Source organism: Paraglaciecola sp., assembly GCF_039964565.1.
Classification (GTDB): domain Bacteria; phylum Pseudomonadota; class Gammaproteobacteria; order Enterobacterales; family Alteromonadaceae; genus Paraglaciecola.
In genome coordinates, this window is sequence record NZ_JBDVXF010000049.1 from 1 (window position 1) to 19220 (window position 19220).

General features: G+C 40.6%; 18 protein-coding genes. 11 read left to right on the forward strand and 7 right to left on the reverse strand.

Annotation, left to right across the window (positions count from 1 at the left end; genetic code table 11):
* Positions 1–624 precede the first annotated feature (624 nt).
* Positions 625–1551, reverse strand: coding sequence for a LysR family transcriptional regulator (locus ABJK37_RS23495; protein ID WP_348358890.1), 927 nt, complete (start codon positions 1549–1551; stop codon positions 625–627).
* Between the two features lie 150 nt (positions 1552–1701).
* Between ABJK37_RS23495 and ABJK37_RS23500 the strand changes: the two genes are divergently transcribed.
* The gene (locus ABJK37_RS23500) at positions 1702–2379 is read left to right on the forward strand and encodes a hypothetical protein (RefSeq protein ID WP_348358892.1); all 678 of its coding nucleotides are present in this window, start codon (positions 1702–1704) and stop codon (positions 2377–2379) included.
* 144 nt (positions 2380–2523) lie between these two features.
* Here the strand turns inward: ABJK37_RS23500 and rmuC are convergent, their stop codons facing one another.
* Together rmuC and ABJK37_RS23510 are read right to left on the reverse strand one after the other, a co-directional pair.
* Entirely contained in the window at positions 2524–4002 is a 1479-nt protein-coding gene (rmuC, locus tag ABJK37_RS23505) for a DNA recombination protein RmuC (protein ID WP_348358893.1), read from the reverse strand.
* Positions 4003–4101: 99 nt separating this feature from the next.
* Positions 4102–5619 (reverse strand): fumarate hydratase, encoded by a 1518-nt coding sequence (locus ABJK37_RS23510; RefSeq protein ID WP_348358895.1) that lies wholly within the window; start codon positions 5617–5619, stop codon positions 4102–4104.
* A 137-nt stretch (positions 5620–5756) separates the two neighbouring features.
* On the opposite strand from ABJK37_RS23510, the gene pabB reads away from it, so the two are divergent.
* The 3 genes from pabB (at position 5757) to ABJK37_RS23525 (ending at position 9273) form a co-directional block, all read left to right on the forward strand.
* Entirely contained in the window at positions 5757–7190 is a 1434-nt protein-coding gene (pabB, locus tag ABJK37_RS23515; protein WP_348358897.1) for an aminodeoxychorismate synthase component I, read from the forward strand.
* 6 nt (positions 7191–7196) lie between these two features.
* Positions 7197–7763, forward strand: coding sequence for a CoA pyrophosphatase (locus ABJK37_RS23520; protein ID WP_348358899.1), 567 nt, complete (start codon positions 7197–7199; stop codon positions 7761–7763).
* Positions 7764–7899: 136 nt separating this feature from the next.
* Positions 7900–9273 (forward strand): L-serine ammonia-lyase, encoded by a 1374-nt coding sequence (locus ABJK37_RS23525; protein WP_348358901.1) that lies wholly within the window; start codon positions 7900–7902, stop codon positions 9271–9273.
* Between the two features lie 104 nt (positions 9274–9377).
* Here ABJK37_RS23525 and cysB read toward each other — a convergent pair whose 3' ends face one another.
* Positions 9378–10352, reverse strand: a complete 975-nt coding sequence (gene cysB, locus ABJK37_RS23530) for an HTH-type transcriptional regulator CysB (RefSeq protein WP_215928755.1) — start codon at positions 10350–10352, stop codon at positions 9378–9380.
* Positions 10353–10604: 252 nt separating this feature from the next.
* Here cysB and ABJK37_RS23535 point away from each other — a divergent pair, with 252 nt between their 5' ends.
* Complete coding sequence (locus ABJK37_RS23535) at positions 10605–11294, forward strand: ATP-binding protein (protein ID WP_348358903.1); 690 nt, start codon at positions 10605–10607, stop codon at positions 11292–11294.
* 58 nt (positions 11295–11352) lie between these two features.
* Positions 11353–12120, forward strand: a complete 768-nt coding sequence (locus ABJK37_RS23540; RefSeq protein ID WP_348358905.1) for a hypothetical protein — start codon at positions 11353–11355, stop codon at positions 12118–12120.
* Positions 12121–12160: 40 nt separating this feature from the next.
* On the opposite strand, the gene ABJK37_RS23545 is transcribed toward ABJK37_RS23540, so the two are convergent.
* Positions 12161–13057 carry a LysR family transcriptional regulator gene (locus ABJK37_RS23545; protein WP_348358907.1) on the reverse strand — a complete coding sequence of 299 codons (897 nt, stop codon included), beginning with the start codon at positions 13055–13057 and terminating at the stop codon, positions 12161–12163.
* A gap of 170 nt (positions 13058–13227) precedes the next feature.
* On the opposite strand from ABJK37_RS23545, the gene ABJK37_RS23550 reads away from it, so the two are divergent.
* The 3 genes from ABJK37_RS23550 (at position 13228) to ABJK37_RS23560 (ending at position 16009) form a co-directional block, all read left to right on the forward strand.
* Positions 13228–13941, forward strand: a complete 714-nt coding sequence (locus ABJK37_RS23550; protein WP_348358909.1) for a CoA transferase subunit A — start codon at positions 13228–13230, stop codon at positions 13939–13941.
* A gap of 9 nt (positions 13942–13950) precedes the next feature.
* Positions 13951–14607 (forward strand): 3-oxoacid CoA-transferase subunit B, encoded by a 657-nt coding sequence (locus ABJK37_RS23555; RefSeq protein WP_348358911.1) that lies wholly within the window; start codon positions 13951–13953, stop codon positions 14605–14607.
* 67 nt (positions 14608–14674) lie between these two features.
* Positions 14675–16009 carry a DEAD/DEAH box helicase gene (locus ABJK37_RS23560; protein WP_348358913.1) on the forward strand — a complete coding sequence of 445 codons (1335 nt, stop codon included), beginning with the start codon at positions 14675–14677 and terminating at the stop codon, positions 16007–16009.
* Positions 16010–16175: 166 nt separating this feature from the next.
* Here ABJK37_RS23560 and ABJK37_RS23565 read toward each other — a convergent pair whose 3' ends face one another.
* Positions 16176–16730 carry an NAD(P)H nitroreductase gene (locus tag ABJK37_RS23565; RefSeq protein ID WP_348358915.1) on the reverse strand — a complete coding sequence of 185 codons (555 nt, stop codon included), beginning with the start codon at positions 16728–16730 and terminating at the stop codon, positions 16176–16178.
* Positions 16731–16795: 65 nt separating this feature from the next.
* Positions 16796–17419 (reverse strand): DoxX family protein, encoded by a 624-nt coding sequence (locus tag ABJK37_RS23570; protein ID WP_348358917.1) that lies wholly within the window; start codon positions 17417–17419, stop codon positions 16796–16798.
* A 210-nt stretch (positions 17420–17629) separates the two neighbouring features.
* On the opposite strand from ABJK37_RS23570, the gene ABJK37_RS23575 reads away from it, so the two are divergent.
* Positions 17630–18235: a FlgO family outer membrane protein gene (locus ABJK37_RS23575; protein ID WP_348358918.1), complete on the forward strand. Its 606-nt coding sequence runs from the start codon at positions 17630–17632 to the stop codon at positions 18233–18235.
* 155 nt (positions 18236–18390) lie between these two features.
* Positions 18391–19191 (forward strand): FlgO family outer membrane protein, encoded by an 801-nt coding sequence (locus ABJK37_RS23580; protein WP_348358920.1) that lies wholly within the window; start codon positions 18391–18393, stop codon positions 19189–19191.
* Positions 19192–19220: the final 29 nt, after the last annotated feature.

The following is a 19220-nucleotide window of genomic DNA, read 5'->3' on the forward strand; positions in this document are numbered from 1 at the left end:
CCTTGATGGTCAAGAAAATGCCTAAAGGTGACTTAAGCTCGCCAGAAAAAGATGGCAAAACGGTACTCGCTTGGGCCTCTGAAAATGGCTTAGACGCTTCTCCTATCGTCGCTGCACTAAACGACAGAATATAAGCTTAAAAGAATTGTTCTAGAACGAACTGGGCTTCGGCCACCGAAACGTTCAACATGGAAGGTTAGTAGCTTATCCTGCTAACCTTTAAAAATGGCCTCTTTTGAGGCTGTTTTTTTTTGCACAAATAAAAATGTTAACCTCACAAAAAAAGCAACGATACTCTTTTCACTCTCGCACTGCTATTTAGCACTCTGTAATTTTTTGAGATGCAAAACATTAATAGCTATCCATTGCGGCTACATAATTTTCAGTCCAACGTGAGTGTTTTCAGTCAATGTTAGATTTTGTCACTATTATTCAGATAAGCAGGCCAGTTGCAAACATTCCTTAATCTATAATCTTACCAAGGACATAGCCTGATCTTGGGCATTATTTATAACGACTATTTACCCAGTCATTTCACTTTTTATTACTTTACTTACACAATCGACAGCACAGTTTATCCTCTTCCTCCAAGGTCAAACAATATATCTAAAAATAACACCAAGTTTAGGTGAGCAATTCCTCCATATGGGTGCTAAGAAAGTCCATTAGTACTCTTATTCTTCGATTGTGCTGCACATCTGCATGGCATACCAACCAAAATTCCAAATTTGGAATAGATATATCCACCATTATTTCCTGTAATTCACACCATTGTTTAACTAAATGTTTATGAGTAATTGTAATACCAGCCCCTTTCCTTGCCAGTTCAATCTGTAAAGGTAGGAAGTCTGTTTTGAAATTAAAATTTTTCTCAGTCAGAGGTAGACCTAATTGTTGAATCATCTTTAAAAATTGTGGATCTCTGTCGAACCCAATTAACTTATGCTGACTGATTTCTTGTAAGGATTTTGGACAACCATGCTTTAATAAATATTCTCTATTAGCAACTAAATTAAATTGTATGTCTGGTAAACGTTTAGCGATAAGATCAGGTTGTGTGGGCCGAAACATGCGTAACGCAATGTCGGCATCTCTTCTATGCAGACTTGTTGTTTGATTAGAAATATCAACTTCGACCTGGATTTCTGGGTAAAGCTGATTAAAAAGCATTATTGCGTGGGGCAAATAATATAATCCAATGACTTCGTTGGCACTAATCCGAATATTTCCTGCCAAAGATAGCGTAGCTCCCGAAGCGCTTCGCATAAAATGCTCTGATGCCTGTGACATCATATCGCTACTCTCTATTAATTTTGCCCCTAACTCGGTAATTTTCAACCCCTGAGTACTGCGTTCAAAAAGCGTTATTTGTAGTTTTTTTTCTAGTAAGGCTATTTGTCTACTTAATGTTGGCTGTGATGTTTGCAGCGCTTTGGCTGCTTTTGACAAACTTCCTAACTTTGCTACAACGGTGAAAACATGAATAAGCTCCCAAGATAAATGTTGCATATATTGTCTGTCTTTAGTCTCCAATATTGATAAAAACAGCATACGCTATTCATATATGGATAGCCACTGACAAAAAATCAAGATTCGATATACAAACCATATAAGTATACTAGGTTCAATCACTGTGAAATTACGATGTGAGTTTAATGCTTGACCGTGACTTTACACTACTTGTATAGGAAGAGGATTATTATGTTTATTGGTCATTATGCCGCTAGTTTTGCTTTAAAATCATGTAACAAGAACGCATCATTGGGCTTCTTATTTATTGCTGTGCAGTTCGTCGACATTTTATTTTTTCCACTAACGTTACTGGGTATTGAACATTTTAGGCTCATTGAAAACTTTACTGAGGCAACGCATTTTTCATTAGATTTTATGCCTTACAGCCATAGTTTAGTAGCCACTTTCTTTTGGGGTGCAGCAACATTCACATTTGTATTTTTTGCCTTATTTAAACACCACCAACTTAGACTTAAACTGGCAATGGTTTTTGCTATTGCCGTCATATCCCATTGGTTCTTTGATTTGTTAGTGCACACCCCAGACTTGCCATTAATAACAGATAATTCGTTAAAGGTTGGATTTGGATTATGGAATAACGATGTGCTTACTTATATTTTAGAATCAGTGATACTTATCGCTGGACTTTATCTTTATATGCGTTCATCAACAGGGGTAACTAAAATTGCGAAATACGGAATGCCAGTTTTTATTGTTGTTCTTTTGGGGATAAATATTATAAATATTTTTGGGCCTTTATCACCACAAGACAATGAGACTACTACCGCGGTATCAGCCGTTGTCGCTTATTTTGCTTTTGCATTAATCGCCTGGTTTCTAGACCGCAATAGGGTCAGTAATAGTTAACAAAAGAGTCAAGTCGAATTCGGAGTCACTAACTGATTTCACTTTGCTTATCACTTACTTCAAACTCGTCATATATTTGGGGAAATTAGCTGCCAATACTGAGCAGATAGATAGTCTGTCCCCCAAAATATGATGGCGAACAATCTAGTTTAATTCATCGTTTAAATCGGCGTTATCCAGTAAGTTTTTATCCAAAGTTTTATTACTCTGCACACCCAATTTACGAAATTGTTCAATCTGGCGAACAATATTGCCTTTTCCTGAAGATAATTTATTCATCGCCCCGTCATAACTTTTTTGACTCGACTCGATAGCTTTTCCCACCTTATCCATATCCACCATAAACCCATGGAATTTGTCATATAGTTTGGCGGCATTATCTGCAATTTTTTGGGCATTCTGATTCTGGTATTCGTATTGCCAAATATTGTTGATTGTACGTAAGGCCACCAGCAGGTTAGTAGGACTCACCAACATAATGTTGTTATCAAAAGCCAATTTCATTAATTCTGGGGCTTGGTCCGCCGCTAATAAAAAAGCCGACTCAATTGGGATAAACATCAACACATAATCTAAGGTTCGAATGCCCTTTAAGTCTTGATAATCTTTTCTACCTAACTCTCTTATATGGTTACGCAAGGAGTTTACGTGTTCTTTTAAGTGCATTGCTCGCGCTAACTCATCATCATGCTCATTAAAATAACGTTCGTACGCGGCGAGAGACACTTTAGAGTCGACCACAATATCTTTATCGTTGGGTAAATGCACCACCACATCTGGCTGGTAACTTTTACCCTGTTCATTTTTTAAAGCTACTTGGGTATTAAATTCATGTCCTTCTCGCAGGCCAGACTCTTTTAGCACTCTTTCTAATACCACTTCACCCCAGCTTCCTTGAGCCTTATTGTCACCTTTTAAGGCTTTGGTTAACGCGGCCGCATCGTGAGTCATTTGCTGATTAAGCTCTTTTAAGCCTAAAATTTCAGTTTTAAGGGAGGAGCGCTCCTGCCCTTCCTTGACATATTGATCTGTCACTTGTTTTTTAAATCCCTCAATTTGCTCTTTTAACGGTAACAAAATCGAATCCAACCCCGCTTTACTGGATTGGCTGAATTTTTCTTGTTTCTGTTCAAAAATTTTGTTCGCAAGATTTTCGAACTGCTCTTGCAAACGTTTTTCGGCGGCTTCAAGCAACTGCAATTTATCCTGACTGGCAATTTGTTCTTGTTCAAAACGTGCAGATTGTGACTCTAATTGGGTGCGTAACTCACTGGCTTGCTTATTACTTTGTTGATGTTGCTGCTGCCAGTAGTTTTTTTCTATTTCTAGCTCAGCAATTCTTTGAACTCGTTGTGTCAATTGACCCAATTTATTTTCGGTGCGCATTTGTTCTTGTTGGGCAGTGCGTTGCTCAGATGTGAAGTTTTTTATAGCCAAATCTTGTCGAGCAAGTTGCTCTCTTAATTGAGCTTCTTGTTGTGTTGCCAATAAATTGTTTTGTGCAATGGTTTTATAGGCACGTTGACTGGCTCTAAAGCCGGCAATTAACGCCCCAAATAAGCTTCCCAATAAAATTAAACCAATAAAAATAAATAATAATTTAGGGTCGTTAAATTGACTCATAATGGTGTGTTCGACTCTTGTTGTTACCTAAAGCTGGTGTGAATAAAAAAGGCGGTAAATTATCGCTGTAATTTACCGCCTCAATTTATTCTCAGATGTTTATTTTTCCATTTCAGCTATTTTAATTTTCCAAATTGCTGGTCCTGTTTCGTGGGCATTCGATCCAGTGCTATCTACCGCAACTGTCACAGGCATATCAACCACGTCAAACTCATAAATAGCTTCCATACCTAAATCTTCGAAGGCCACGACTCGCGCCTTTTTAATCGCTTTAGATACCAAATACGCCGCACCACCCACCGCCATCAAATACACAGACTTATGTTTCGCAATACTTTCGACTGTAGCCGGACCCCGTTCGGCTTTGCCTATCATGCCAATAATACCGGTTTGGTCTAACATCATATCTGTAAATTTATCCATACGCGTCGCCGTTGTAGGTCCAGCGGGACCCACAGCTTCATCACCGACTGCGTCGACTGGGCCAACGTAATAAATAAATTTGTTGTCAAAATCCACTCCTTCAGGTAACCCTTCGCCATTCGTTAACATGGTTTGAATACGTTTGTGAGCGGCATCACGCCCGGTTAACATTTTGCCCGACAATAATACTGTCTCGCCTACTTTCCATTCTTGAATATCTTCTTTGGTCACAGTATTCAAATCGACTCGGCGAGTCCCCTCGCCAACTTCCCAAGTTACTTTTGGCCAATCTTCTAATTTAGGTGGAGTAAACTCAGCCGGTCCAGAACCATCCAAATGGAAATGGGCGTGACGAGTCGCAGCACAATTAGGGATCATAGCGACAGGTTTTGACGCAGCATGAGTTGGAACAGATTTAATTTTGATATCAACGACTGTCGTTAACCCACCTAACCCCTGAGCTCCAATACCTAAATCGTTGACTTTTTTAAATATATCTAAACGCAACTTTTCTTCTGTCGACTCTGCACCTCGGTCCATTAATTCTTGTATATCAACAGGATCCATTAAACTCTCTTTGGCTAAAACTGCAGCTTTTTCAGCGGTACCACCAATGCCTATACCCAACATTCCTGGCGGACACCAACCCGCTCCCATAGTTGGTAAAGTTTTAACTACCCAGTCAGCGATATCATCACTAGGGTTTAGCATAACCATTTTAGACTTATTCTCAGAACCGCCACCTTTAGCAGCAATCATGACTTCAATCTCGTTACCGGGAACCGTATCAATGTGCACGACCGCTGGCGTGTTGTCTTTAGTATTGATTCTTTTGCCTGCAGGATCGGCGACAATTGACGCTCGCAATGGATTGTCAGGGTTAAGGTACGCACGTCGTGTTCCCTCATCAACCATTTGTTGTACAGTTAAATCGGTTTTATCCCATTGCACCGCCATACCAATTTTCACAAAACATGTAACTATACCCGTGTCTTGACACAAAGGTCGTTTCCCTTCTGCAGACATACGTGAATTGATGAGAATCTGCGCCATGGCATCTTTTGCCGCCTGACTTTGCTCTTTGTTATAAGCTTTTTCGACCGCTTTAATATAATCAAGGGGATGGTAATAAGAAATAAACTGCAAAGACTCTTCAATACTATCTATAAAATCCTGCTGACGGATAACTGTCATGGTTGCCTCTTAAATTTTCTAGGTTAAGTTTTTACTATTAGATATGATAACCTGAACACGAAATTTGCTCCACGACAATTCGGCAGCACTATTTGACTCCCATCAAGTAATTTTTAAGGTATACAGAACCAGCCACCATGAACAACCGCAAATATCCATTAAAAGTTTGCCCCCTTAATTTACCTAGTCACTATTCAATGGCTGACATCTTTTGCCACTATGCAGATCAAGCGTGGTCGATGCTTTTAGACTCCGCGAACAGTCAACACAAAGATGGTCGCTATGACATAATGGTCGCCAATCCTATTGCTACCGTATCCACAAAAGGTAATGTCAGTTATGTTTGGAATCGCCAAACCAATCACAACCAAGAGAACGCTAACAATCCTCTAACGTTAGTAGAGAATTTGCTCGAACAAATTATGCCAAGCACTCAAGTTGTCGGCGGCGACAATGCGCATTTACCCTTTATGGTAGGTGCCCTCGGTTTATTTGGTTACGACTTAGGTAAACGTTTCGAACATTTACCTGACAACAATAGAGATGAATATTCCACTCCCAACTTAGCAGTGGGAATTTATGGGTGGAGCGTCATAAAAGACAATGTAAGGCAGCAGTTTTATTTATGTTATCTGGACAATTACCCTCATCCATCAATCCAAGATATCCAACAACTAGCTGCAAGTGAACTGCCGTCGACCTCCTTTACTCTAAGTCGTCAATGGCAAGCTAACATGAGCCAAGAACAGTACACCCATAAACTGTCTAGAATATTGGCTTACTTAAATGCTGGAGACTGTTACCAAATAAACTTAGCACAACGTTTTTCGGCCCACTATAGAGGTGATGAGTGGCGCGCATACCAAGATTTAAGAGTCGCAAATCAGGCGCCATTTTCGGCATTTTTGCGTTTTGAAAATGGCGCGGTGATGAGCATATCACCCGAACGTTTTTTATCTGTAAAAGACCGTAAGGTGCAAACCAAACCAATAAAAGGGACCAGACCCCGTTGTGATAATGACGAAGACGATCAACTACAAATGTCAGCATTACTCAGTTCTGAAAAAGATCGGGCTGAAAACTTAATGATTGTTGATCTTTTACGTAACGATCTAAGTAAGCATTGTCAGCCTAGTAGTGTTGATGTTCCTGATTTATTTAAGTTAGAAAGTTTTGCGGCAGTTCATCATCTGGTCAGTACAGTCACGGGAAAGCTAAAAAACAGCAGCAGCCCTATGGATCTATTGCAAGGCGCTTTTCCAGGCGGTTCGATAACTGGCGCCCCAAAAATACGTGCAATGGAGATTATCGATGAGTTGGAGCCTAACAAGCGCAATGTTTATTGTGGAAGCATTGGTTATCTAGGGATATTGGGCGATATGGATACCAACATTTGCATACGCACATTGTTATGTGAAAATGATAAAGATGAACCTACCATCCACTGTTGGGCCGGTGGAGGTATTGTGTTAGATTCCGACGCCAAAGAGGAGTACCAAGAGAGCTTGGACAAAGTATCAAAAATACTACCTACATTAACTCAACAGTCTTCATTGACTAAACACGGATGATGACAGATGAATAAAGCGCAATTTATCACCCGTTTTCATCATGCCAAACAGGTCAACTCAGAGTCTGACTACCCTCTTAGAGCGCCTGGGAAGCCGGCTGCCGTATTGTTACCCATATTAGAATATAGTGACGAACTAACCGTTCTATTTACGGTTAGAGCCACTCACTTAAAACATCATGCGGGTCAAGTCAGTTTCCCTGGTGGTAAACAAGAGCTATCAGACAATTCGTTAGTGGAAACAGCATTACGAGAAACACATGAAGAAGTCGGATTACCTGCAAACAAAGTAGAGATTGTCGGAAACCTACCCTTGTATCGCACTGTCAGTCGCTATGAAGTGATACCTTATGTTGGTTTTATCTCAGCCCCAACAGAATTAACCTTAGATAAAAATGAAGTTGATAGCACCTTTGAAGTACCGTTAAGTTTTCTCTTAGATCAAAAAAATCATTTAATCCATTGGGTTAAACGTAATAATGGGCAGTTTCCCATTTATTTTATTCCTTGGAAACAACACAATATTTGGGGGGCGACAGCGGCTTTTGTGAGAAATTTGTCTAATCATTTTTAGTCTACCCATTTATTCTCTTTAAAAAACAACAGCAATCTTTACACCGCGCCTAGTCAACTTATCACCTTAGCTATTGTTCTCACTAAAATTAACCAGCACAATTAACTATTAATTTTTTTGTTGTGGATCGTACAAAATGATCAGTGTTTTTGACATGTTCAGTATCGGCATTGGCCCTTCAAGCTCACATACTGTGGGTCCAATGCGTGCTGCCAAGGCTTTCTGTGGGGAATTATCAGATCAAGGCTTTTTCGACACTATTGATGAAGTTCAGGTGGAGCTGTTTGGTTCCTTGGGGCAAACGGGTAAAGGTCACGGAACAGGTAAAGCGGTGATACTCGGATTACTAGGCTACGTGCCAGAATCCATTGATAGCTCATTAGTTGATGGCTTGCTAGAACAAGTTAAAAGCACACAACAACTCAATCTAGATGCAAAAAGGTTGATTAAATTTCCTGCTCAAAATGCCATTATTTTTCATCGTCGCAAATCCTTGAGCCAACACCCAAATGGCATGACCTTACACGCCATGAAAAATAGTAAAGTGCTCATTTCACAAACTTACTTCTCAATCGGGGGTGGGTTTATTATCCGCGAACAAGACTTTGCAGACCGAAAAGTAGCCGCCCTTATTCACGAAGAACAAGCCGTTCCCTTTAATTTTTCCAGTGCTAAGCAGTTACTTGAGCTTTGTAATGAGCAAGGTATGCGTATTAGCTCTATCATGATGAAAAACGAACAAGTATTTCAACCCAAAGAACAAATAGTCGAAAAACTCTGGCATATATGGCAAGTCATGTACAAAAGTGTGCAGACCGGTATTCATAATGAAGGTATTTTACCAGGGGGCTTAAAAGTGATGCGCCGTGCCCCGGGGTTGTATAATCGCTTACAAAATGAAAAAAATGCCGATCCAATGGTCGCCATGGATTGGGTGAATCTATTTGCATTAGCAGTCAACGAAGAAAACGCCGGTGGCGGCACAGTAGTTACAGCCCCTACTAACGGGGCCGCAGGCATTATTCCTGCGGTATTGTGTTATTACGATAAATTTGTAAAACCTGTCGACAAGGACACCGTAAGCCGCTATTTGTTAACTGCTGCTGCAATCGGGATTTTATACAAAAAAAATGCATCGATTTCTGGTGCCGAAGTTGGTTGTCAGGGAGAGGTAGGCGTGGCTTGTTCGATGGCCGCAGGTGCATTAACCGAAATAATTGGAGGTTCGGTGGATGCAGTTGAAAACGCTGCTGAAATTGGAATGGAACATAACCTTGGATTAACCTGTGATCCAGTCGGAGGGCTTGTACAAGTCCCTTGTATCGAACGCAATGCTATGGGTGCCATCAAGGCAATCAATGCTTCAAGATTAGCCCTGAGGGGCACAGGTCAACATAAAGTGTCTCTCGACAAGGTTATCAAAACCATGTGGGAAACGGGTAACGACATGAAGTCAAAATACAAAGAAACCGCTCGTGGCGGCTTAGCTGTCAATATTATTGAGTGTTAAAAAAGTAGCTCCATCCGTGCCAACAACCACGACTTAAACTAAAAACGGCGTCAGTTGTAATATTGACGCCGTTTTTTCAAATGTTAGATAACTTAACTGTGTTTTTACCTGACCGGCAAGGTTAAACCTTTAAACATTTTCTCTACTTCGTCGTTATTTTTTAACATCATCGCTTTTTCAACCACTGTTTTAGTAAGATGTGGTGCAAAACGTTCGATAAACTCGTACATATAGCTGCGTAAGAAAGACCCTTTTCTAAAGCCAATCTTAGTGGTGCTGTATTCAAACAAATGACTCGCGTCAATTTTAACTAAATCAGAGTCTAACTTATCGTCAATTGCCATTGAGGCTATCACCCCAACTCCCACACCTAGCCTGACATAAGTTTTAATTACGTCAGCATCTGTGGCAGTAAACACAATTTTCGGATCGATTCCGGCACTACTAAATGCTTGGTCTAAGGAGGATCGCCCAGTAAAACCAAACACATAAGTAACTAAATTGTATTCCGCAATGTCTTCTATGGTGATAGCAGTTTTCTTCGCTAGCGGATGATCACGGTTAACAATGATGCTCCGATTCCAGTGATAACAAGGCAACATCACTAAATCATTGTACAAATGTAACGATTCAGTAGCGATTGCGAAATCAGCTTCGCCCTTAGCGGCAAGATCACTAATTTGTGAAGGTGTGCCTTGGTGCATATGCAGCGAGACTTTTGAATACTTGTTCATAAAGCCTTTAATTACTTCAGGTAAAGCGTATCTCGCCTGCGTATGAGTCGTAGCAATATTCAACTTACCTTGATCTGGTAAAGTATGCTCTCGAGAGACAGCCTTGATGCTTTCAACTTTAGCCAATATTTCACGAGAGATATTAATGACATCTTGGCCTGCTTCCGTTACATGAGTAAGATGTTTGCCACTACGACCAAATATTTGTACGCCCAACTCATCTTCTAACATACGAACTTGTTTACTGATCCCAGGTTGTGATGTGTACAAGCTTTCTGCGGTAGCCGATACGTTTAAGTTGTTATTGAGTACTTCAACAATGTATCGGAGTTGCTGTAATTTCATGTATTAGCCTTGCTTGTTAACCGTGGGAGTTTTTATATATTAAAACGTTATATAACTTTAACAAGGTGAATTCCATTTTTTTTTAAAAAAAAGTTCTAGTTATATAAAAACCCAAACGGCCAAAAAGCTAAACCTGTAGGCAAATCAAATATCAAATTACGAAAAAGGTCTGATAAGATGCAACGAACGAATAGACTTATTTCACGTTCAACCCTATGTTTTTTCCGTTAATTTACCCAATGGGAATACCCTATGCCTAAAGATGAACTAATTGATTTTTCCACTGTATTGGGGTCTGCTGTACATGATATGAAAAACTCTTTGTGTCTGTTAATGCAATCAATTGAAAATTTGGGGCACACAGTAAGTGATTCCGATCCTCAATCCAAAGAGCATTTAGCATCGGCGCATTATGAGGCCTCAAGGCTCAATACAGGTCTAGTGCAATTACTTTCGTTATATCGAGCTGGATTGAACAGTTTGCCGCTCAATATTGACGAACATCATATAGAAGATGTCATCGACGATTTGTTAGCAACTAACGAAAGTTATCTAAGCCATAAAAATATGATTTTAGAAGTTGAGCAATCAGCCGATTTAGTATGGTACCTAGATTCGGATCTCATAGGTATTTTGTTAAATGACGTTTTAATAAATGCAATGCGTTACAGCCAAAAAAAGATACTGTTGAGTGTTTATTCAGAAAACGACAAATTAGTATTTAAGGTCGAAGATGACGGCCCAGGTTACCCACAAAGCATGTTAGACGCACATAACATCAATATGCAACACTGCGATATTGGTCAAGGTAGAACAGGGTTGGGGTTGTTTTTTGCAAGATTAATTGCTCAAGCACATACCAAAGCAGAGGCCAGAGGCACAATATCACTTAGAAATGGTGGTAAGTTAGGTGGTAGCGTTTTTATTCTGACGTTACCCTAGTTTACTCCTTGAAATAGCAAAGAGAGATTAAGCGCGAAAGTGGGAAAGTTATAGAGTTATGGTATTTACAATAATAATAATATTGATTGTTTCATTAGTGCTAGTTGGCATTATTGTAAACGCGATCCAACAACACAAAAATAAAATTGAAAGCGATCGTCGGGCCGAATTATCAAAACTAAAAAATATTATCGAGAATACCGAAACGGCGCTATTGGCCGCAGAGCAAATCCCTATCTCTCAAAGATTGATATTTATTCTGCAAAGAAGAATATTAGCTGCAATGAAAGCGGCTAAACAAATAGGTGACAACACAACGGGCTCAGACGATAGAATAAAAACTGCAGAAAGCAGCCTAAAAGCCATTGAAGTAAATAAGCCCCCTCCAAGCGAAGAAAGTTTTCAGTTACCTCAAAGCGACAAGCAAGTTATTCAGTTCATTCGCGGTATTAAAACCATGCGAGCGTTATTACGAGCAGAATTCAAAAAAGGCAAAATTGAAAGTCGAGTCTTCTTAGCAGAAGATAAGCTACTTGAAAGGTTACAACTACGCGCGAACGTTGACACCTTAATACGCCGAGGAGAGTCGGCCTTAAAAAATAATCAATTGGGATCTGCTAGGCAATGTCTAGAAAAAGCGATCAGTGCTCTCGCTTCTCAGCCTAACCCAGACGAATTTATTGTTACTAGACAGGCACAATTGGAAGAACAATTAGAGAACATTGAAAATAGCTTAAAATCCGTAAACAGTCGTGATGTGGCGAAAAAAGAAGAATCAGAAAGAAACGAACTCGACGAACTTTTTGCAGAAAAGAAAAAATGGTAATTTAGTCAAAACGTTGCGTTGTAATCACGAATCAATATTACTAGGAATAAGAAACATTATTCACTGTCCAGTGCCAAAAAGAAGATGCTACAGATGACAGATTGCCATTTTTTTGGCGAATGATCCCTACTCGTTTAGACAACCCACTTTGATGAATTTTCAAGCAAAGCAAATCTTTGCTCAACATTTGCTCTTTGCACAAAGCAGGTACTACCGATACACCTAAGTCATGTTTTACAAATTGCCCTAGAGTAGCAAGTTGACTTGCCTCAACCACAATATTGAGTGATAACCCATTGATAACCATGAATGAATCAATCCAATGACGAATGGCTGATCCTTTGTTCATAGCCACAAATGGGTAAGATGAAATCTGTGCCCATGACAAACTTTCGTTTGCACACAAAGGATGATTGACTGGCAGTACCGCAATAAAATCATCAGTAAGGATAGGATGAAACTGCAAACCATCCATTTTGTCATGTTCAAACGAAAAGCCTATTTCTGCTCTTCCTGCCTGTACATCTTTGATCACTGATTCCATGACCACATCTGCAACAGACAACTTGATATTAGGACACTCCGTTTTAAATTGTTGCAAAATACCCGGCAACAAACCCGCAGCAAACGAAGGCATAGCGGCAATTGATAATTTTCCTCGACCTAACGAAAATAAGTTATGTAAGTCTGAAAACGCTTCTTGCCAATCATCAATAAGGCGCTCCGCTACCGGCAAAAACTGTCGTCCTTCAGGACTCAATTCAACTTTTCGGGTGGTACGTGAAAATAATCCCCCCCCCAATTGAGATTCCATTTTTTTAATTGCCGAAGACAATGCCGGTTGCGACAGACACATTTTTTCAGCAGCCTGAGCAAAGGTGTGCGATCTCGCGATACATACAAAAATCTGGAGTTGGCGAAAAGATACGTTATACATAGAGTCACTCGTTCATAAAATCAATTAATAAATTAAATTTATTAATACAGACATTAATTTGATTTTACTATTTAAACGTATCTTTTACACTCTAAGCATTGTTGTTTATTTGCACCTACTAGATAGATGCATAATCAACACTCCTTAGTCACTTAACTTGAGAGTAAATCATGGCAGGTTTTAACAAGGTTGTAGAAAGTTACGAAGCGGCAATGGCCGGCTTACAAGACGACATGACAGTCATTGCTGGCGGATTTGGCCTTTGCGGTATTCCCGAAGGGTTAATTGCCCAAATAAAAAAAATGGGTACCAAAGGGCTCACTGTTGTTTCGAATAACTGTGGGGTTGACGGTTTTGGTTTAGGTTTGTTGTTAGAAGACAAACAAATCAGCAAAATGGTGTCATCTTATGTGGGAGAAAATGCTTTATTTGAGCAGCAACTTCTCAACGGCGAACTGGAAGTTGAGCTCACTCCCCAAGGTACCTTAGCTGAAAAAATGCGCGCTGGAGGCGCAGGGATCCCAGCCTTTTACACTGCAACAGGTTTTGGTACCCCTGTTGGTGAGGGAAAAGAGTCCAGAAAGTTTAATGGTCGTGATTATATATTAGAAGAATCAATTACGGGTGATTTTGCCATAGTCAAAGCGTACAAAGCCGACCGTTATGGAAATTGTATTTATCGCCATACCGCACAAAACTTTAATCCCATGGCGGCAACAGCGGGCAAAATTACTGTTTTAGAAGTCGAAGAGATCGTCGAGCCAGGGGAACTCTCGCCAAGTGAAATTCACACGCCAGGTATATACGTTGACAGAGTTATTGTAGGCCAGTTTGAAAAACGTATAGAACGTAAAATCCTTTCATCCGCTAGCAACAATCAATAGGTCATTATTATGTCATTAAGTAGAGAACAAATAGCTATGCGAGTAGCCCAAGAATTTGGTGATGGTCATTATATTAACTTAGGTATTGGCATCCCTACCCTAGCCGCCAATTATGTGGCTAGTGATATTGAAGTGATGTTGCAATCAGAGAATGGGTTACTTGGTATGGGTCCCTATCCGACCGAAGCGCAAGTCGACGCAGATATGATAAACGCCGGTAAAGAAACCGTTACTGCTGCTACTGGAGCGTCTATCTTTAGTTCTGCAGAGAGTTTTGCGATGATCCGCGGCGGCCACGTAGACTTAACAGTGCTTGGGGCTTTTGAGGTCGATTGCCATGGTAATATCGCCTCGTGGATGATCCCTGGTAAACTTATCAAAGGAATGGGAGGTGCCATGGATTTAGTTGCAGGAGCTCAAAACATTATCGTCACTATGACGCACGCTGACAAACATGGTAATTCAAAACTGTTAGAACAATGCACCCTACCCTTAACCGGCGTAAATTGTATTAACAAAATCATTACCGACTTAGCCGTTCTTGAAGTAAAAGACGGGGCTTTTCACTTAATTGAGCGCGCACCTGGCGTTTCAGTGGCAGAAATCCAGTCGAAAACTGCGGGCAAATTGGTAATAAGTGATAACGTTTCTGAAATGATGTTTTGAAATAAACCGACACAATTGTCAACAGCCTTGTATAATCGGCGTAATATCAGTTTTTAGAGCATGTCTTTTGCAATTTACCGACCTACCTTTACATCATAATTTATTAAAAGCCCTTGAAATTAAAGGGCTTGATTCTCCTACCGAAATCCAAAGTAAGGCTATCCCTTACGGTTTACTGGGCAACGATTTAATTGCCTCTTCTAAAACTGGCTCGGGAAAAACCCTAGCGTTTTTATTGCCGGCAGTACACAGAGTATTAACCAAACAACCACTGAGCCGCCGCGATCCGCGAGTGTTAATTTTGGCGCCCACTCGAGAGTTAGCTAAACAGGTGTTTTTACAGCTTAAGTGGTTAATTGCAAAACAGCCCCTCAAAGCCGCATTGGTATTGGGCGGAGAAAACTTTAATGATCAGGTCAAAGCGCTCAAACATCATCCACAGTTTATCGTAGGCACTGCAGGCCGAGTGGCCGACCATTTGGCTGGCAAATCGTTATTCTTGAACGGACTTGAGATGCTGATATTAGACGAAGCTGATCGTATGTTAGATTTAGGTTTTGCGTCACAATTAAGGCTTATCAATCAAGCAGCCGACCACCGCAAACGTCAGTCCATGATGTTTTCTGCCACGCTCGACAGCGCTGCGTTGCACGAACTAACCCAAACACTTTTAAAAAGTCCGCAACGCATTAGTGTGGGATCTGCGGGTGAAGAACATAAAGATATTCAGCAGCAATTTTATTTGGCTGATCACGTTACCCACAAAGAATTGTTATTGGCACATATCATTAAACAGCAAGATTACCGCCAAATAATAATTTTTACTGCCACCCGTACCGATACTGAAAGACTAACAGTGTTGCTAAAGGAGCAAGGATTTCACGCAGCAGCCCTAAGTGGTGATCTCACCCAAGGTCAGCGTAATAATATTATGAGTGAATTCGGCCGTGGTCAGCATCATATATTGGTCACCACCGACATCGCCTCTCGCGGCCTAGATTTACTGAATGTGGCTTTAGTGGTGAATTTTGACTTACCTAAATTGGCCGATGAATATGTCCACCGAGTGGGCAGAACAGGACGCGCGGGTAATAAAGGCCAAGCGGTATCGTTAGTTGGCCCCAAAGATTGGTTTAGCTTTTTAGCCATCAAGAGTTTTATGCAGCAAAACATTGAGTTTAGTGACATTGAAGGGTTAGAAGCTAAGTTCAAAGGCCTAAAACCTATTAAAGCCAAAACAGCCATCGGCAAAAAAGCGACGAATAAAAAGGTTAACCAAAAACCTAAACCCAATAATACGCCTAATCGAGTTAAAACCATGTTAGGTAAAGAAGTGGGAGATTTACCGATGAAACGTAAACCTAGAGTTGCGCAGAAACCAGAGGACGATCAAGAAGAATAACGACAGTAAAGATCGGCTTCTAAAAACAGAGTACAGACATGAATCTTTGTGCTTTTAGAGCACGCAAATTACAGAGGTTAAAGTGTCTAAACTGTAATCAGCAGAGCATCACTTTGATGCTCTGCATTGACAATTCAAGGTAGCAAGTTTTGTGTGTTGTTCGCAGTTATTCATCCCAAAATTCGAAAAACTCAGCGCTGTCTTTTGTGGGCTTAGGTAACGGCGTAACAGCAGATGATCCTAAATACAAAAAACCCACTATTTCGTCTTGCTCTGATAAATCAAATGCCTGTTTTACAATTGGATCATGGGCATAGCTGCCAGTTCGCCACACTCCTGCAAACCCCTGAGCAACGGCAGCCATTTGCATGGCCATAACCGCACAAGAAGCCGAAGCAACTTGCTCGACCCAAGGCACTTTTTCGTGCTCGGTATATTTTGCAATTACAACAATCACCATAGGAGCACGTAATGGCAATTGCGGCGCACGCTCAATTTCTTTTTCTGACTTATCTGCAGAAATGGCAGCTTGTTCATATATTTCGCCTAAGCGTCGTAACCCTTGTTTTTGGCAAACAACAAATTGCCAAGGGGTCAAGCTTGCATGATCAGGTACCCGCAACGCGGCCTGCTTAATATTCTCCAATACTTGGCCTTCTGGCGCCGGCGATTGTAGACGAGGTTGTGAGCTGCGGGTAAGTAATAAATCTAACGCTTGCATGAAATTATCCTATATTTCAAATTTGCCCTATCCTAATCAAAAAAACGTTCACGCGCAGAGATTTTTTATTGATGAACTAAATATTTTTTAGCCAAGAAATAATCAACACTAGTGAACTTGCCGCCACCGGTGAAAAACAACGAAAGCAGCATAATAAAGTAGGTCATGGCGAATTCAATCCCGTTGTTAAGTACCACAAATTTTCCACTGGATGTAAGCCATTCATAATTGCCATGCTCTTGCAAAATCTCTTTCGCAGCCGCTAATTTTGCAGGTGCATTAATTACTGCTTCGTTAAGCATGATCGTCCCATCAGACAACCAACTGCTGGCATCGGCAATCGCAGCCCAGCCATTTGGCCAGTGCACAGCAAACACTGCGACTAACATAGTCACCATTAGTGGGATAGATATCCAGCGCACAGCTAACCCCAGTAAAAGTAAGAGTCCTCCCAGCAACTCAGTTGCCGTTGCCAAAAACGCCATCAGCACAGGAAAAGGTAAACCCAGTCCATAGTCAGCATTACCAAACCAATCGACTATGGCATCGAAGCTCTGATATTTGTTCCAACCTGCTTGTAACATCACTGGCGCCAGATAAAGTCTTAACAACAAAGGCGCCACCCCTTCAAACGTTAAACTTTTGTCTAGTAACTTTTGTAACTTTGTATACGGTTTGATTAAATTCATATGTTTTCCAAATAATGTCGTCTGTTATTAAGAGGGAGCCAACACCCAAAACCTTTCGTGTCATTTTATTTTAGTCAGTTTCTAAGCTCAATTATTCTAAGCCCTCTTTTATTGGAGCCATAAACACTTTAAAAAACCTAGTATAAAAATGCTATTGGCATTTATTTTGCTCTGTAACCTCTTAAAGCTTATACGAAAGAAATAAACTCTATGCGAAATTTATGCTTAATGCCCCTAGTAGCGGTCTTGATTTCAGGCTGTGCCATGACCGGCTTAATGGAAGATAGCAACAATCATGTAGTAGTGAAGGATGCGAAATCAGAGCACCCATCAAACACACTACATGGACATGTTGAGAAACTCGCTAGACAACTATTGGGCACTTCGCAGTTTTTTGACACCGCCAACACCATAGCTATCGGCACAATTTTACCGACAATGGGTGCAAGCGGCGAGTCTTTGCCTTCAAACATGGCGTTAGGTTTACAAATTCAAGAAAGCCTTATGACCTTTGCGACGCAGGCAGGTTTACAAGTTATTGATTTTAAAACCATGCCAAATATTAAAATTAATAAACATGCCGATAAAATGCTCAGTAGACAAGTCAATGAACTGTCACCCAGCATCAATGCAGACTATTTCTTAACTGGCACCTATACCTTGCAAGAAAACAGCACTATGGTGAATATCAGGTTGATTCAAATACCAGAAAACATTGTGCTTGCAGCCGCAACGGATTATGTACCCAATGACGCCATGTGGAGTGCGTCAAAAGTTAATATGAAACACAATCAAATTTACCGAAACGCTTATTAGCGTTTTAGTTCGTAAGCGCTAAGTCGACCATTTAGCTAACTAATTAGATGTTTTGACTAAACCTTTGTTTGGCACTTTATTTGCTATTACGTTTGTTATTAGAAGCAATACAGCGCCCTAACAGGCCATATACATCGCACTTGAGGATCAATAACATGGCAGTAAAAACGTTCAGTCTTTTGGCAGTCTTGGCCCTTGTTGGTTGCTCTGCTTTTACGCCTACGGAAGACACAGTCAACACTAACGCAACCACTCAAGATCCCGAGGTGACCCAAGCCCAAAATGACGACTCCACCTTAGCTTCGAGTATGAGTTTTCAGAATCAATTTAAACAAAACTTCCAATATAAAAATGCCTTAGCGACTGACGTAAAACGTCAAGAAAACATTCAAAATTCAAAAGAGCACAGTATTAACCACTACGTACGTGGTCTAATGCAAGATCTAGTGGCGAACCTGCAGTATGTTAATTCGACCACTCCCGTTGCAGTAGTCAGTTTTGTGATGTTGGACAGTGATTACAATGACGCCAATTTATTGGGAATTCAAATAGCTGAAAGCCTAATCCATGAAGTACATAAATTCGGCATACCGGTAATTGACTTTAAAACGACAGGGTATATCAGGGTCACCGAACAAGGTGATTTTGCGTTCAGTAAAGATTACGAAGACTTTAGTGGTCAGATGCCAGCACGCTATATTGTAGGTGGCACTATGCTTAAGCACACCGATGGATATCTCGTTAACGCCCGCATAGTAGGCGTTAAATCTCAAGCGGTTGTGGCAAGTGCGCAAAGCTTTATACCCAACAGTGTATCAGCGCCAATTTTAGCGATGTCTCGTTTACACGACACACCCGAACAAAACCAAACTGTTGGAATGGGCAGCGTAACCAGAAGTCAAAATAAGATGCCCGAAAGCGCTTCTGCTAACAGCATTTCTTTAATTCAAGAATAATAACCAAACCAATGCCAACAACTTATCCT